Raw genomic sequence first — 14,932 nt, 5'->3', positions numbered from 1 at the left:
GAAATCGGCCATGAGGCTTCTTCACCGATCACCGCGATGGCCATTCCAAGCCAGGACGAATGTGAGCCGGCTACTGTGTCAGCATTCGTCGTGACGGAAACTCGCCCTTAGAAATAGCTCTGCAGCGGCCGCACTTCGAGGTTCCCGGCCTTCAGTGCCTTGATCGCCATGGCGGCGGCTTCGGCGCCGGCCATGGTGGTGTAGTAGGGCACCTTCTGCATCAATGTCGCCCGGCGAAGCGATTTCGAATCCGAGATCGCCTTGTTGCTGTCGGTCGTATTGATGACGAGCTGGACCTGACGGTTGCGGATGGCGTCCTCGATATGCGGACGACCTTCCAGGACCTTGTTGATCTTCGTGGCTTCGATGCCGTTTTCGGCCAGGAAGCGTTGGGTTCCGCCCGTCGCGAGGACCTTGAAGCCCTGTTCCGTCAGCATGCGGATGGCGGGCAGGACGCGCGGCTTGTCGTCGTCGCGGACCGAGACGAAGACTGTCCCGTCGCGCGGCAATTCGACGCCGGCGCCGAGCTGCGACTTGGCGAAGGCCAGCGCAAAATCGGTATCCAGGCCGATGACTTCGCCGGTCGAGCGCATTTCCGGTCCGAGCAGGATGTCTACGCCGGGGAAGCGCGCGAAGGGGAAGACGGCTTCCTTGACGGCGATGTGCTTCAGCTTGCGCGGATCGGGCTTTTCGCCATAGGCGGCAAACACCGCATCCAGCTTTTCGCCGGCCATGACGCGGGCGGCGATCTTGGCGATCGGCGCGCCGATGGTCTTGGCGACGAAAGGTACCGTGCGCGAGGCGCGCGGGTTGACTTCGAGCACGTAGACCGTGTCATCCTTGATGGCGAACTGGACGTTCATCAGGCCACCGACATTCAACGCCTTGGCCATGGCCTTCGCCTGGCGCTCCAGCTCATCGAGCATGGCTGGCGAAAGCGTGCGCGGCGGCAGCGAGCAGGCCGAGTCACCGGAGTGGATACCGGCCTCCTCGATATGCTCCATGATACCGGCGACGTAGACGTCGGTGCCGTCGGACAGGCAGTCGACGTCGACTTCAATGGCGTTGGCAAGATAGCTGTCGAACAGGAGCGGGTTCTTGCCGAGCAGCGTGTTGATCTGGCCGGTTTTGTCGTTCGGATAGCGCTGCTTGATGTCTTCCGGCACCAGCTCGGGGACCGTGTCGAGAAGATAGGTTTGCAGCATGCCTTCCGAATGGATGATCTGCATGGCGCGGCCACCGAGAACATAGGACGGGCGCACGACCAGCGGGAAGCCGATTTCCGACGCGACGAGGCGGGCCTGCTCGACCGAATAGGCGATGCCGTTGTTTGGCTGGTTGAGATCGAGCTTCATCAGCAGCTTCTGGAAACGGTCGCGGTCTTCGGCAAGATCAATGGCGTCAGGCGCCGTGCCGAGGATCGGAATGCCGTTTTTTTCGAGCGCTTCTGCGAGCTTCAGTGGGGTCTGACCGCCGAACTGGACGATGACGCCGACAACTTCACCATTTTCCTGCTCCGCCTTCAGGATTTCGATCACATCTTCGGCCGTCAGCGGCTCGAAATAGAGGCGATCCGATGTGTCATAGTCGGTCGAGACCGTTTCCGGATTGCAGTTGATCATGATTGCTTCATAGCCGGCATCCTTCAGGGCGAAGGCGGCGTGGCAGCAGCAATAGTCGAACTCGATGCCCTGGCCGATACGGTTCGGGCCGCCGCCGAGGATGACGACCTTCTTGCGGTCGGAAACCTCAGCCTCGGAGCGGGCGGCGCCGACGAAAGGCGTCTCATAGGTCGAATACATGTAGGCGGTCGGCGAAGCGAACTCGGCGGCGCAGGTATCGATGCGCTTGAAGACGGGGCGCACGTTCAGCTTGTTGCGAAGCTCCGCCACTTCCTTCGGACGCTTGCCGGTCAGCGTCGCCAGACGCGCGTCGGAGAAGCCCATCGCCTTCAGCATGCGCAGGTTGGTCGCATCTTCCGGCATGCCATGCTCGCGGATGCGGGCTTCCATATCGACGATGCTCTTCAGCTGCGCGATGAACCAGGGGTCGATCTTGCAGCCTTCGTGCACTTCTTCCGGCGTCAGGCCAAGGCGCAGCGCCTGGGCGACCATGCGAAGGCGATCCGGCGTCGGGGTGCCGATGGCGGCGCGGATGGCGTTGCGGTTTCCTTCACCCTCTTCGGTGCCGGGGATTTCGATCTCGTCGAGGCCGGTGAGACCGGTTTCGAGGCCGCGCAGCGCCTTCTGCAGCGATTCGGCAAAGGTGCGGCCGATCGCCATGACTTCGCCGACCGACTTCATCGCCGTGGTCAGGACAGGCGAGGCGCCAGGGAATTTCTCGAAGGCGAAGCGTGGAATTTTCACGACCACGTAGTCGATCGAAGGCTCGAAGGATGCCGGGGTTGCGCCGCCGGTGATATCGTTTTCCAGTTCGTCCAGCGTGTAGCCGATGGCCAGCTTGGCTGCGATCTTGGCGATCGGGAAGCCGGTGGCCTTCGATGCGAGAGCAGACGAGCGCGACACGCGCGGGTTCATTTCGATGACGACGAGGCGGCCGTCCTTCGGATTGACGGCGAACTGCACGTTCGAACCGCCAGTCTCGACGCCGATCTCGCGCAGGACCGCGATCGAGGCGTTACGCATGATCTGGTATTCTTTGTCGGTCAGCGTCAGCGCGGGGGCAACCGTGATCGAGTCACCGGTATGGACGCCCATCGGGTCGATGTTTTCGATCGAGCAGATGATGATGCAATTGTCCGCCGTGTCGCGGACCACTTCCATCTCGAATTCCTTCCAGCCGAGCACCGATTCTTCGACCAGCACTTCGGTGGTCGGCGAGGCATCAAGGCCGCCGCCGACGATTTCGAAGAATTCCGAGCGGTTATAGGCGATGCCGCCACCGGTACCGCCAAGGGTGAAGGAGGGGCGAATGATGGCGGGCAGGCCGACATGATCGATCGCCTGGGCTGCAATTGCCATGGCATGGCTCATGTAGCGCTGCTTGCGGTCGCTCTCGCCGAGGTTCCACTGGTTTTCCAGTTCGTCGAGCGCCTTGTCGAGCTCGGCACCGGAAAGCTGCGCCTTCAGCTTGCTGCGCTCGGCTTCGTGGGTCTTGCGGTCGGTATCCTTGATATCGGTAGCGTTCGCCAGCATCGAGCGCGGCGTTTCAAGACCGATGCGGGCCATGGCTTCGCGGAAGAGGGCGCGGTCCTCGGCCATGTCGATCGCGGCGGGTTTAGCGCCGATCATTTCGACATTGTAGCGGTCGAGCACGCCCATGCGCTTCAGCGAAAGGGCGGTGTTGAGCGCGGTCTGACCACCCATGGTCGGCAGCAGCGCATCCGGGCGCTCCTTGGCGATGATCTTGGCAACAACCTCGGGCGTGATCGGCTCGACGTAGGTGGCGTCCGCCAGGCCCGGGTCGGTCATGATCGTTGCCGGATTGGAGTTGACGAGGATGACGCGGTAGCCTTCCTCCTTGAGCGCCTTGCAGGCCTGTGTGCCGGAATAGTCGAATTCGCAGGCCTGGCCGATAACAATCGGTCCTGCGCCGATGATGAGGATCGATTTGATATCTTGGCGCTTCGGCATGGGCTCACATCCGTTTTTTTGTTGCGCGAAAAACCGGCCAGGGTGGAAGATCACCGGTCGGGGCGCGCATGGGCAAGTCTTTTCAGGCTAGAAGCGGCTTATAGGCAAATGTATTTGCAAACGGAACCCCATAAATCGCGGAATCGACATGAATTCCGCATGCTTTGCCGTTGCTAACCAAAACGGTGCCGGACGGCGTCGGCGTAGGGGCGGCTCACCGGCATTTCCATGCCGTCGCGGGTTACGATGAAAAGTTTGCCGTTGTCGCGTTTCAAACCGGCGACATGGTCGGCGGCAATCCAATGGGATCGATGCAGGCGCATGCCCTCGGTCTCGCCGATTTCCCTCAGCGCATCGCCGAAGCGCAACAGGACGAGCTCGCGGCCGCGGCTCGTGACGACCTCGGTATAGTGGTCACGGACGGCAAGCCTTATGAGCGCTCCCCGATTTTCCGGTTTCAGGCGTGACAAGATTGGTGCCTGTGAGGGCGGGTCTTTAATCTCGGATGTCTTTGCAACAGGAGTCGTTGGCTTCTCCTCAGCCGGTCCTTCGGCTGCTATCGCGATTTGCCGTTGCATCGTCAGATAGGTCAAGAGGCAGAAGAGAAAGCAGAGCGGTATCGAACTCAGCGATTGGCGCAGGCAGCCTGCCAAGGTGGGTATGGTGCCGAAGAATGCCAGATCGACGAGCCCGATGCCGAAGCCGATCGGAAGTGCTGCAATGATCGAGCCCGTCATCATCCGGGCAAACATGCCGGCCATCTGTTTGCGCAGGAGAATTTCGGCGACGACGGAGAAGACGATGGCTATCGACCAGGCCATGGCATGAAGGGCCAGCCAATAGCCGAGCCGAGCGCCCGGCATCAACCGAGCGAATGTGCCGTAGGGACCGGTCAAGGCAAAGATCAGGACGACCGTGACGAAGGTTGCCCAGAATCGCGGCGAACGCTGGAAGACTTGCAATTCACGAAGCGTGGATTGCAGAAAGGTGTGATCCACGAAATTTTCCCGTTCTTTCGCGCAATTTCAATTGAGAGAACAATAATATCGCGGAAAGGCTCGACAAACTCAACGGGATACCCGCCATGACTCTCGAGCCGCTTCTTCATGCCCCGATCGCAATCCAGATTCACGTTGCGGCAGTCATCCCGGCCGCCTTGCTCGGCGCCTATCTTCAGCTGAAGCCCAAGGGGACGCCGAGGCATCGATTGCTCGGCAAGATATGGCTGAGCCTCATGGTGGTCACGGCGCTATCGAGCTTCTTCATTCACCAGATCAACATGGTCTATGGCTTCAGCCCCATCCATCTGCTCTCGATATTCGTTCTCTTTGGCTGTTGGGGAGCGATCGCCAATGCCCGCAATCACAATATTGAGGCGCATAAGCGCACCGTCAGAAGCCTGTACTTCGGCGGTATCGTCGGTGCGGGAGCGTTTACGTTCCTTCCGGGCCGCATCATGAACAGGGTAGCCTTTGGCGGCGACGAAATTGCACCGCTTGTCGTCGTCGCGGGTATTGCGATCGTTCTTCTGTGGCTGCTGTCGAAGGAAATATGGCGTCGTCGAGGTTTAACTTGACGTTCTGTCGTTCGCCAACTGGTGTTGCCCGTCTTCCTGGATATATAAGTGCTTTAAGGGACTTTGATTTGAGGCATCGCCAGGGAGGTGCACTATGGATTGGAAGGGGCGTCGGCAATCCGACAATATTGAGGATGAGCGCGGCTCATCGCCCATGGGCGGCGGCACGGGTGGCGGTGGCTTCCGCTTCCCCGGCGGCGGGATAGGCGGCGGCGGTTTGAGCCTGCGCACCATCATCGTTCTGGTGGTGATCTTCCTGGTGCTGAGAGCCATGGGCGTCGATGTCATGGGCCTTCTGCAGCAGAGCGGTGTGCTGGGCGGTGGTTCTGGATATCAGCAGAGCACCTCAACCGGGAATAATGGTCAGCCCGCCAATGACGAGATGAAGCAGTTCGTCGCGACTGTTCTTGCCGACACGGAGGATACCTGGACCGGTATCTTCAAGTCGATGGGCCAGACCTATACCGATCCGAAGCTCGTGCTGTTCTCGGGCAGCTTCCCTTCGGCTTGCGGGCAAGCTTCGGCGGCGACCGGGCCTTTCTATTGCCCGAGCGATCAAAAGGTCTATCTCGACATGGCCTTCTTCCAGCAGATGAAGGATCAATTCGGTGCATCGGGCGATTTCGCTCAGGCCTATGTCATCGCGCATGAGGTCGGCCACCATGTTCAGGATCTGCTCGGCATCCTGCCGAAATTCAACCAGGCCCGCCGGACCATGAGCGAGGTCGATGCCAACAAGATGTCCGTGCGCATCGAGTTGCAGGCCGATTGCTTTGCCGGCATCTGGGGCAAGTTCACGCAACAGAAGGGCATCTTGCAGGCAGGTGACCTTGAGGAGGCGTTGAACGCCGCGCAGCAGATCGGCGACGACACGCTGCAAAAGCGCACGCAGGGCTATGTCGTTCCCGACAGCTTCAACCACGGCACCTCGGCGCAGCGCATGAAATGGTTCAAGCAGGGCTTCGAATCCGGCAAGCTCAGTGATTGCGATACGCTGAACAATCCCGTTTGATCTCGTTCGCCCGCTCTCCGCCAGGGGAGCAGGCGAAGCGACAATTCCTTATTTCTCGCTATCCAGATGCGTCAATTGCGCTTCCGGATAGCGGCCGCCCGCGGCGGCGTCCTTTGGCACGGCGCGTTCGATCGCCGCCATATCGGCTTCCGACAGCTCCACGGAGAGCGCGCCCAAAGCTTCCGTCAGGCGATCGCGGCGGCGGGCGCCGACGACCGGCACGATGTCCTTGCCTTGGGCTGCGACCCAGGCGATGGCGATCTGGGCGACACTCGCATTCTTGGCTTCGGCGATCCCTCGCAATGCTTCCACCAATTCCAGGTTCTTTTCCACATTTCCAGCCTGGAAGCGCGGGCTCATGGAGCGGAAATCGCCTTTCTGGACGTTGTCCTTCCGCCAATGGCCGCTGATCAGGCCGCGCGAGAGGACGCCATAGGCCGTGATGCCGATACCAAGCTCGCGACAGGTGGGCAGGATACTGTCTTCGATGCCGCGCGAGATCAGCGAATATTCGATCTGCAGGTCGACGATCGGATGCACGGCGGCGGCGCGGCGGATGGTGTCCGCACCGACCTCGGACAGGCCGATATGCCTGACGTAGCCTGCCTTGATAAGATCGGCCATGGCGCCGACCTGCTCCTCGATCGGCACGTTCGGATCGAGACGTGCCGGCCGGTAGATATCGATGTGGTCGACGCCGAGACGTTGCAGCGAATAAGCGACGAAATTCCTGATCGCGGCCGGTCGGGCATCATAGCCGAGCCACGCGCCGGCCGGATCGCGCAATGCCCCGAATTTCACGCTGAGCAGGAAATCGTCGCGCTTCAGCCCCTTGATTGCCTCGCCGATCAGCATCTCATTGTGGCCCATGCCATAGAAGTCGCCGGTATCGAGCAGGTTGATGCCGGCATCGAGGGCGGCATGGATTGTCGCGATGCTCTCGGCGCGATCGGACGGCCCGTACATGCCGGACATGCCCATGCAGCCGAGGCCAAGGGCGGATGCCTGGGGGCCGGTCTCGCCCAATTGGTGGTTTTGCATTGCAGTTCTCCTAGGTCGGAAGCGCGCTCTCATCTCCAGAGACATCTACGCAGCTTGTTTTACTCGATCGACCTTTGTGCGATAATCCAGGTAAATTGAAACGGGTTGTTTGGAATTTCGCACAATGGATAACTTGCCGCTGGCCGATCTTGTCGCCTTCACCGCTGTTGCCCGCGAGCGTAGCTTTCGCGTGGCCGCGCGCAAGCGCGGTGTTTCCGCCTCATCGCTGAGCGAGGCGATCCGGCGACTGGAGGAGCGGCTTGGCGTCCGCCTGTTTAACCGCACCACGCGCAGCGTGACGCCGACCGAAGCGGGCGATCGGTTGATGGAGCGATTGACCCCGGCAATGAGCGAGATCGCGGTCGCGCTCGACGATGTTAACAGCTTTCGCGACCGTGTGGGCGGAACTTTGCGGCTGAATGTGCCGACGGTCGCTGCCATGGTGGTCATGCCCGATATCGTCAATCGTTTTTTGAAGAACTATCCGGGGATATCGGTCGAAATCGTTGCCGAAGACAGTTTCATCGATGTGCTCGCGGCTGGGTTTGACGCCGGCATTCGCTATGACGAGAGGCTGGAGAAGGATATGATCGCGGTGCCGATCGGGCCGCGACAACAATCTTATGTGACCGCCGCGGCGCCTGCCTATCTGGCGGCAAACGGCACACCGCGCCACCCGCGCGATATACTGGAGCATCGCTGCATTGGCCATCGGTTCCTCAGTCGTTCCAACGCGCCCTGGGATTTTGAAAAGGATGGCGAAACGATCGTCATTTCGCCATCGATGGTGATTGCCACGAATTCGATCGATATCGAACGCAGTGCCGCGGTGGCAGGTCTCGGCATCATCAGGACCTTTCGGGAATTCCTCGCGCCGCAGCTTGCGACAGGCGAGCTGGTACCCATTCTCGAAGAGTGGGAAACGGCCTTTTCCGGTCCGTTTCTCTATTATGCCAGCCGCCGTCATATGCCGGGGCCGCTGCGAGCCTTCGTCGACTTCCTTAATCTTGAGCAGCGACGGAGCCGGGAAAAACAAGTGTCATTTTAGCCCGAGGATCAAAAAAAGCGGCCGATAAATCAACAAGATTGAAGCGTTCACGGATTGTTTCCGCCAAAATCTTTAGGTATGGGGAACACTCCGGTTTTTCGTTCACGTTCTGTCTCTTCATGGAGGCGGGGCCGCCAGAAGGCAACTCCATGATCGATCAGAAATTCGCACGACGCGGCCTGTTCCTCGTCTTCCTTATCCTCTTCCTCGATGTCATGGGCATTGCGATCATCATGCCCGTGATGCCGAAATACCTGGAAGAGTTGACGGGGGCTGCGGTCAGCGAAGCGGCCACCGAAGGCGGCTGGCTGCTGCTGGCCTATGCCGCGATGCAGTTCCTGTTCTCACCGCTGATCGGCAATTTGAGCGATCGGTTCGGGCGTCGTCCGCTGCTGCTCGCCTCGGTGCTGACATTCGCGATCGACAATTTCATCTGCGCGATCGCGGGTACCTACTGGATGCTGTTCGTCGGCCGTATCCTCGCCGGTATCAGCGGTGCGAGCTTCTCGACCTGCTCCGCCTATATCGCCGACATCAGCAATGACGAGAACCGCGCGAAGAATTTCGGGTTGATTGGCATGGCCTTCGGTGTTGGCTTCGTGCTCGGTCCGGTCATCGGTGGTTTTCTGGGCGAATTCGGTCCGCGGGTGCCTTTCTATGGCGCGGCTGCCCTCGCATTCCTGAATTTCGTCGGTGCCTATTTCCTCCTGCCGGAAACATTGAACGCTAGGCATCGCCGGCCGTTCGAGATCTGGCGGGCCAATCCATTCGGTGCGCTCAAGCAGATACGACGCTATCAGGGCATTGGCTGGGTTTGCGTCGTGATGTTCCTGAACTGGCTGGCGCATGGCGTCTATCCGGCCGTCTGGTCCTTCGTCACCTCCTATCGCTATGATTGGAGCGAAGGGCAGATCGGCTTTTCCCTCGGAGTGTATGGTATCGGCGCGGCCTTCGTCATGGGACTGGTCTTGCCTCGGCTGGTGCCCATGCTCGGGGAGTGGAAGACCGCATTGCTCGGGCTGGCGTTTTCCTGCCTCGGCCTGATGGGCTATGCTTTCGCATGGCAAGGCTGGATGGTCTATGCGGTCGTCGTCGCAACGGTCATCGAAAACGTCGCCGATGCGCCCTTACGTTCCATTGCCGCGAGCAAAGTTCCACCTTCGGCGCAGGGTGAGCTGCAGGGCGCGCTCGGCAGCCTGACCAGTATCACTGCGATCATCGGGCCTCTGCTGTTCCCGTATCTGTTCCGCTATTATACCGCGCCGACCGCGCCGGTGACCTTTGCCGGGGCGCCATTCGTCATGGGTGCAATTCTGGTCGCGACAGCGCTCATTGTGCTTCTTACCAAGGTTCGCAAAGATCAGCCGAAGGTGGCCGTGCAATCGCCAGCCGGAGAGGCGGCCTAAAAATTCATCAGATATTTTGATGGTATGATGAATTCTTTAGCATCGTGATCTTGTCGGCTGGCTTTTCAGCCTAAGTTGCGGTATTGCGACAGGCTCGCGCACCCAGGGGTGGGGCGGTTCGCGCGATTCTGGAAATCGAGTTTTCATGATGGATATGCCGGTAGCTGCGCGCCCGTACGCGCACGACAACAATAATTCGTGGTCTGCGCATCTACGTGCCACCCTTGCGCTCGGCATACCGCTGATCGGCGCACAATTGGCGCAGCTTGGCATCAATACCACGGACGTGATGATCGTCGGTCGCCTTGGCGCCGAGCAGCTTGCCGCGATGGTACTGTCAGCGCAGTTCCTGTTCACGATCCTGATTTTCGGCTCGGGCTTTTCCATCGCCGTCGTGCCGCTGGTGGCGCAAGCCTACGGCCAGGGCGATGTCGTGTCCGTGCGACGGGCGCTGCGCATGGGTCTATGGGTTGTGACGGCCTATTGGCTGGTGGCGCAGCCTGCCTTTCTATATTCCGAAGAGATTCTCCTGGCGGCGGGACAAAAGCCTGATGTGGCAAAACTGGCCAGCGACTACATCGCCATCGGCCATTTCGCCCTGTTGCCGGGATTGCTCTACAACGTCATTCGCGCCCTGGTGAGCGCTATCGGCCGCGCCGGCATCATCCTCAATGTCACCATCGCCATGCTCGTCATGAACGCTGTGCTTGCCTATGCCTTGGTGCTCGGCCATTTCGGCATGCCGGCGCTCGGTCTTCATGGCGCGGCCATCGTCTCCGTTGCCGTGCAGACGGTCGGCTTCATCTTCATTGTCGGCTATGTTCAGAGCCACGAGGAGACGCGCCGCTACGAGATTTTCGTCCACCTTTGGCGGCCGGATTGGCATGCCTTGTGGGATGTCGTCCGCCTCGGCTTCCCGATCAGCATCACGGTCCTTGCCGAAGTCAGCCTGTTCACGGCGGCGTCGTTGCTCATGGGGCAGATCGGCACGATCGAGCTTGCTGCCCATGGCATCGCTCTTCAGTGGGCATCGATTGCCTTCATGATCCCGCTCGGCCTCAGCCAGGCGGCAACGGTGCGGGTGGGTGTCGCGCACGGGCAGGGCGATCATCTCGGCCTGAAGCGCGCGGCGATCGTCGTGCTCATCGTTTCGAGCTGCATCTCGCTGTGCGGCAGCATCCTGTTCGCCACCTTGCCGGCATGGTTCGGAAGCTGGTTCCTCGACATTACTTCGGCCGATGCGCCGCAAGTGCTTGCCTATGCTACGCCGCTGATCGTGGTCGCCGGCCTGTTCCAGCTTGTTGACGGCTTGCAGGCGATCGCCAGCGGCCTGCTGCGAGGCCTGAAGGATGCGCGTGTGCCGATGATCCTGGCGCTGATCGCCTATTGGCCGATCGGCTTCTTCCTGGCATGGCTGCTGGCCTTCCCGTTCGATTTCGGCGGGGTCGGCATATGGCTCGGTTTCCTGCTGGGTCTCGCCTCGGCGGCGGTGATGCTTTGCGCGCGATTCTACATCCTGGTACGCTCGGAAAAGGCCGTCTGATACCGGCGTGTCGATTGTCAGTCCGCGAGACTACTGACAAATATTGACAGTATGGTCGTCTATATTCCTGTCATACCAACGACGGGAGACGACCATGACCTTCAAAGCAAGCGATCGTAATGATGCCGCGCTTTTCCCGCGGGAAGACTCCATCAACCAGGGCACCACGGTGCGCCTTTTTCCGCACGCCAATACATCGTCCCGCCGGCCCGAGCCTGCGCAGAAGTCCTATTGGCTGGCGGTGGCCAGCGCGGAGCACGTGCGCCTTGGGCGCGAGCACGGCTTCATGCAGATGAGCCACGGCAAGCAGGCGCCCTTGAAACGAATCAAACCGGGCGATGGCATCGTCTATTATTCGCCGTCCGTCACGATGGGCGAGAGAGATGGATTTCAGAGCTTCACCGCCATCGGCTTTGTCCGTGACGGTGAGCCCTATCTTGCACAGATGGCTTGCGGAAAAGCCTATCGCCGCGATGTCGATTGGCTGGATGCGCCCGAGCAGCCGCTACGCCCTCTGCTGGGCTGGCTTGATTTTACCCAGGACAAGAACTGGGGCTACAGGCTGAGATTCGGCCTTGTCGCCTTCGGACAGTCGGACTTCGAGTTCCTGCAGGAAATCATGATGAGTGAGCTCGAGGTGGTAAAACAGCGGCGGCTGCAGGCTTGATCGAGCAGGGGCCGGTAAAGGATCTCCCATCCTGACGTGCGACAAGAGAAAGCCTCGGATTGGCAATCAATCCGAGGCTTTCTGCATATTGTGACGCTTGTGAAGGCTTAGGCGCGTTCGGCCAGTGCCGGCTCGCCCTTCTTCTCGCGCACCAGATTGATGAAGCGGCGGAAAAGGTAGTGGCTGTCCTGCGGGCCGGGCGAGGCTTCCGGATGATGCTGCACCGAGAAGACAGGCTTGCCGGAGACGCGCAGGCCGCAATTGCTGCCATCGAAGAGAGAAATGTGAGTTTCTTCAATGCCTTCTGGCAGCGAGTTCGAGTCGACTGCGAAGCCATGATTCATCGAGACGATCTCGACCTTGCCCGTCGTATGGTCCTTGACCGGATGGTTGGCGCCGTGATGGCCCTGATGCATCTTCGCCGTTTTGGCGCCGAGTGCGAGGCCGAGCATCTGATGGCCGAGGCAGATGCCGAATAGCGGGATTTCCGACTTCAGCAGGTCCTTGATGACGGGCACGGCATATTCGCCTGTCGCGGCCGGATCGCCGGGGCCGTTCGAAAGGAAGATGCCGTCCGGATTGAGGCCGAGCACGTCTTCGGTCGAAGCGGTTGCCGGCAACACGGTGACCTTGCAATCGAGACCGGCGAAGAGGCGCAGGATGTTACGCTTGACGCCGTAGTCGAGGCAGACGATGTGGTACTTGGCCTCATCGGCGCCCAGTTCGCCATAGCCCTCGTTCCAGACCCAGGGGGTCTGCGACCAGTGCGAAGACTGGCCGGACGAGGCGACCTTGGCGAGGTCGAGACCTTCGAGGCCACTCCAGGCCTTTGCATCCGCCTTCAACTGTTCGATGTCGAAGACGCCGTTCGGATCGTGGGCGATGACGCCGTTCGGCATGCCGTTTTCGCGGATCCAGGCGGTCAGCGCGCGGGTATCGATGCCGCACAGGCCGATGACGCCGCGGGCCTTCAGCCATTGGTCGAGATGCTTGGCGGCACGGTAGCTCGACGGATCGGTGATATCGGCCTTGAAGATGACGCCGACGGCACCGTGCCGGGCGGCCGGCGTCAGATCTTCGATGTCTTCCTCATTCGTGCCGACATTGCCGATGTGAGGGAAGGTGAAGGTGACGATCTGGCCGAGGTAGGAGGGGTCCGTCAGGATCTCCTCGTAACCCGTAAGCGCCGTGTTGAAGCAGACTTCGGCCTGGACCTTGCCGGTCGCGCCGATGCCCTTGCCTTCGATCACGGTGCCATCGGCAAGAACGAGAAGAGCAGTCGGCTTTTCAATGGTCCATGGGGCTGTGGCGGTCATAGTCATCCCGTTTCCGGCGTCGTGCGCGACCTTGAAGAGGCCGCAGGCTTCCGCCATGTTTGTGGCAAGGTACCGCCGGCGACACAGGCCGCGGCTTGAGATCTTCATATCGATCTAATGTGCAGGTGATGGACATAGCCAAACAAGGCGAGCCGGTCAATGCGCGCTTTTCGTTTCCTGCCGGGGAATTCGTCTCGTTTCGGCCGGTTTGACGCAATTGCATTGGTCGGCGCTGATGGTCTATGAGACGGACAGCATGAAATGAGAGGCCGGGCGATCGTCGCCTGCCTGCTTGAGGAGTTACAGACATGATCCGCGAGACCCTTTCCAATGCCCAGAAGGATGCGATGAAGGCAAGGGATACGGCGAAGCTTTCAACCGTGCGTCTTATCCTTGCCGGTATCAAGGACAAGGACATCGCCAATCGCGGCCAGGCCAAGGAGCAGGCAAGCGATGACGAAATCCTCCAGCTGCTCGCCAAGATGATCAAGCAGCGCGAAGAGTCGGTGAAGATCTACGTCGACGGTGGTCGTCCCGAACTCGCCGACAAGGAGCGCGCGGAAATCACCGTCATCCAGGGATTCATGCCGGAGCAGCTCTCCGACGAGAAGGTGCGCGAGATCTGTGCCGGCGTCGTTGCGGAACTCGGCGCCCAAGGCTTGAAGGATATGGGCAAGTGCGTGGCGGCTTTGCGCGAGCGCTATGCCGGGCAGATGGACTTCGCGAAGGCTTCGGCTATCCTGAAGGAGTTGCTGAAGTAAAGACCAGTCTCACCTTCGGCACACGGGTCTGCCGTGTGCCGAGGGCTCGCCGCCAGGCAGCATCTATGATGGCAAACTTTTCCGCCTGATAGTGCCGATATTCCTGGATGAAGCCGCTGGACAGCCACAGCTCGCTTTTCCCCGAGGGGCCTGTCCAGCCAACGCTTTGCATGCTGACCGCTTTGCGCATGAGCCGCTTTGCGTGCGTTCTTGAGATGTGGAAACGGCGACAGATATCCGTGAACGCGATCGGCCCGACAATTGCTCTTTGTGTTTTCGGATCGATCATACCGACGCGCGAGATCAGGTAATCCATGATTATGCCGCCGGAATTTGCCCAGGTGAACAGATCGAATGTATCGCCTGGATGGCGGACGGCGTCACTGGCAATGATGCTGACCGAGATTGCAGGCTGCAATGCCGCAATGAGTTCCGGTCGCCCGGCGAACAGGCTGCCTCGTTTGCCTCCGTCCAATTTGTCGAGCGCCGCCAAGTGAATACCGAGCCATCTTGCAAGCTGTTTGACGGCTTCTTCGGTTGGCTCCATCGGTCGTACCCGACGGTCTGGCGTGATTGTCTGGTGGCGCAGAAAATGATGGTCGAGCATTTCCTGAATGAAGCTCAATGCCGTGTTGTGACTGGCGATTTCGTGCTCGACGACAAAGTCGGCAAAGCGGTTGGCATGGATACCGGGCGGCTTCCCATCAACGCCGCCGTAATATAAGGCGAAGCCGGCGAGGGCCATCAACCAGCGCTGCTGCGAAGAAAAAACGGAGCCTATCCGGCGATTTTCTCCGTAAACGGATACAATTTCTCGGGTATAGTCGAGAACTATAGCGAAAAAGTCAGGATTATCGGCAAGTTCCTTCGCGGATAAAGACATGCAGCCATCTCCGATGAGCTGAGCAATTCTCCATGCTGTCTTAGGAAATCATCATCTAGATTACTGATATATGAAATATCAATTGT

Annotated in this window: 12 protein-coding genes; 7 read left to right on the top strand and 5 right to left on the bottom strand. The window is 59.9% G+C overall.

What is annotated here, in order from left to right:
- Positions 1–107 precede the first annotated feature (107 nt).
- Together carB and JTP94_RS31890 are read right to left on the bottom strand one after the other, a co-directional pair.
- A complete protein-coding gene (gene carB, locus JTP94_RS31895; RefSeq protein WP_204854374.1) occupies positions 108–3,593 on the bottom strand; it encodes a carbamoyl-phosphate synthase large subunit in 3,486 nt (1,161 codons plus the stop codon).
- 173 nt (positions 3,594–3,766) lie between these two features.
- Complete coding sequence (locus JTP94_RS31890; RefSeq protein ID WP_204854373.1) at positions 3,767–4,591, bottom strand: LytTR family DNA-binding domain-containing protein; 825 nt, start codon at positions 4,589–4,591, stop codon at positions 3,767–3,769.
- 86 nt (positions 4,592–4,677) lie between these two features.
- Here JTP94_RS31890 and JTP94_RS31885 point away from each other — a divergent pair, with 86 nt between their 5' ends.
- Complete coding sequence (locus JTP94_RS31885; RefSeq protein WP_204854372.1) at positions 4,678–5,169, top strand: DUF2306 domain-containing protein; 492 nt, start codon at positions 4,678–4,680, stop codon at positions 5,167–5,169.
- A 94-nt stretch (positions 5,170–5,263) separates the two neighbouring features.
- On the top strand, positions 5,264–6,181 hold the full coding sequence (locus JTP94_RS31880) for a neutral zinc metallopeptidase (protein WP_204854371.1): 918 nt from the start codon (positions 5,264–5,266) through the stop codon (positions 6,179–6,181).
- 48 nt (positions 6,182–6,229) lie between these two features.
- Here JTP94_RS31880 and JTP94_RS31875 read toward each other — a convergent pair whose 3' ends face one another.
- Positions 6,230–7,222, bottom strand: a complete 993-nt coding sequence (locus JTP94_RS31875) for an aldo/keto reductase (protein WP_204854370.1) — start codon at positions 7,220–7,222, stop codon at positions 6,230–6,232.
- 124 nt (positions 7,223–7,346) lie between these two features.
- Here JTP94_RS31875 and JTP94_RS31870 point away from each other — a divergent pair, with 124 nt between their 5' ends.
- From JTP94_RS31870 to JTP94_RS31855, 4 genes are all read left to right on the top strand, one after another.
- Positions 7,347–8,270, top strand: coding sequence for a LysR family transcriptional regulator (locus JTP94_RS31870; RefSeq protein ID WP_204854369.1), 924 nt, complete (start codon positions 7,347–7,349; stop codon positions 8,268–8,270).
- A 149-nt stretch (positions 8,271–8,419) separates the two neighbouring features.
- Positions 8,420–9,676, top strand: coding sequence for a TCR/Tet family MFS transporter (locus JTP94_RS31865; RefSeq protein WP_204854368.1), 1,257 nt, complete (start codon positions 8,420–8,422; stop codon positions 9,674–9,676).
- A gap of 148 nt (positions 9,677–9,824) precedes the next feature.
- Complete coding sequence (locus tag JTP94_RS31860) at positions 9,825–11,219, top strand: MATE family efflux transporter (RefSeq protein WP_204854854.1); 1,395 nt, start codon at positions 9,825–9,827, stop codon at positions 11,217–11,219.
- A 94-nt stretch (positions 11,220–11,313) separates the two neighbouring features.
- Positions 11,314–11,886, top strand: a complete 573-nt coding sequence (locus JTP94_RS31855; RefSeq protein WP_204854367.1) for an EVE domain-containing protein — start codon at positions 11,314–11,316, stop codon at positions 11,884–11,886.
- 107 nt (positions 11,887–11,993) lie between these two features.
- On the opposite strand, the gene carA is transcribed toward JTP94_RS31855, so the two are convergent.
- Positions 11,994–13,202, bottom strand: a complete 1,209-nt coding sequence (gene carA, locus JTP94_RS31850) for a glutamine-hydrolyzing carbamoyl-phosphate synthase small subunit (RefSeq protein ID WP_204854853.1) — start codon at positions 13,200–13,202, stop codon at positions 11,994–11,996.
- 308 nt (positions 13,203–13,510) lie between these two features.
- Between carA and JTP94_RS31845 the strand changes: the two genes are divergently transcribed.
- A complete protein-coding gene (locus tag JTP94_RS31845; RefSeq protein ID WP_204854366.1) occupies positions 13,511–13,963 on the top strand; it encodes a GatB/YqeY domain-containing protein in 453 nt (150 codons plus the stop codon).
- Here the strand turns inward: JTP94_RS31845 and JTP94_RS31840 are convergent.
- Entirely contained in the window at positions 13,938–14,846 is a 909-nt protein-coding gene (locus tag JTP94_RS31840; RefSeq protein WP_204854365.1) for a hypothetical protein, read from the bottom strand. The two genes, JTP94_RS31845 and JTP94_RS31840, sit on opposite strands and share 26 nt — an antisense overlap.
- Positions 14,847–14,932: the final 86 nt, after the last annotated feature.

This window comes from Martinezella lusitana (assembly GCF_016901135.1).
Classification (GTDB): domain Bacteria; phylum Pseudomonadota; class Alphaproteobacteria; order Rhizobiales; family Rhizobiaceae; genus Rhizobium; species Rhizobium lusitanum_D.
Note: the sequence above shows the minus strand (reverse complement) of the source record. Positions and strands in the feature narration are given on the sequence as shown.